We start from the raw sequence: 1,493 nt of genomic DNA on the forward strand, positions 1-1,493 counted from the left end.
CATTGTTGTCCGGTTAAAGTTTTATAAACTTTCATTTTCCTATATATTTATGTACCTAACAAGGTTTTGTCCTGTTGTAACTTGTTTTTTGCCTTGGCCTCGAGAATACGATACACAGAAAATATTTTTTTTTAATTTCATTTATTGCGTTTACAGAGCTTAGTTTTTCTTGTTTTTTCTGTTTTATGCAGTTGATAAATACTGCTCAAATAGCCCGAGTTGATTATCGTTTTTCGTGTCTAATTCCCAACTTTTTTCAGGGCTTTCTAAGAATTTAGTTAGGTGGATGTAGTTGAATAAATGAATCCTACAAAAACTTACCAAATTAGAAAAAGACCATTGTCTTTTCAAGCTTTTCTTTATCACGCTCATTAGAAGATTTACAATTAAAACACAATAAATTTGAATTTTAATTGCATTTTCATTGTCTCCTAGAAAGTATTTTAAAGGGAAATTTTGCTTAATTTGTTTGAACACTAATTCTATCTGCCATCGTATTTTATAAAGTGCCGCTATAGTATCTGCTCTAAATTCAAATAGATTGCTAATAAACTCAAAAGTCCTCTTATGTTCCCTATCATAATATAGTATTTTCCTTAACTTTAATTTAGATTTCTCTTTGTCTTTATGAATATCAACCTCAATAATTTCATCTGATAAAATCCCGCTGTGAATAGGCTCTGGAATATCATTTTCGTGGATTACTGCATATCTTGCATTTGACTTTATGCGAGTTACAAAACCAGTACTTTGCGCTGTAAAATGCTCAAAAGCCTTGTAATCATTGTATCCTTTGTCAAATATATAAACTGTGTTTTCATCACATTTTAATTTTTTTAAAAATTGATGATCGTGCGTTGTAGCGGGTGTAAACCAAACTAAATGTGGAACTTTCTCATCGGCATTGATAACACTGTGTGACTTAATTCCGCCTTTACTCTTACCTTTAATAGGTTTTCTTCCTACGCATTGTAAAATATCTATAACCAAGCTTATTGTTGTACTGTCAACTATTTTAATTTCCTTTTCTAGGACCTTAAAAATTCGACTGTCCGATAAAGTGCCATTAAATTTCGCAAGCAGATTGTTATAAATTTCTTCAAAAAACGCTTCCTTTCTATTTTTGTTTGCATCGGCCAGCGTACTTTTTTTGGGAAGATGATTAATTCTGACGGTTTCCTCTTTCCCTGACAAACCAACCATTCCCCCCGCCACTTCACGCAAAGAGTTACACTTCTCTAGACAACAAAAAATCATACTAAATAAATGATCCTGACTCTTAAAATGCTTAACGTATCGATCAGAATCATACTTTATAACAGCTTTTGAAATCATCGAATCGTCTATTAAAGAAATCAACTGTCCGAAAACAGATTTTGACGAAAAATACTTATTTTTACCCATCGTTATTTGAATTTTGCAACTCGAAATTACGATTATTTAAGAGAAGCCATTATTTTGGCTTCTTTTTTTATCGGACAACAATGAATTTC

At 31.5% G+C, this 1,493-nt stretch carries 1 protein-coding gene; it reads right to left on the reverse strand.

Going from position 1 to position 1,493, the window contains the following annotated elements:
• Window positions 1-183: 183 nt before the first annotated feature.
• Window positions 184-1,404, reverse strand: coding sequence for an IS4 family transposase (locus A3SG_RS0118300; protein WP_016991435.1), 1,221 nt, complete (start codon window positions 1,402-1,404; stop codon window positions 184-186).
• Window positions 1,405-1,493 lie beyond the last annotated feature (89 nt).

This window comes from Flavobacterium sp. ACAM 123 (genome assembly GCF_000264055.1).
Taxonomy (GTDB): domain Bacteria; phylum Bacteroidota; class Bacteroidia; order Flavobacteriales; family Flavobacteriaceae; genus Flavobacterium.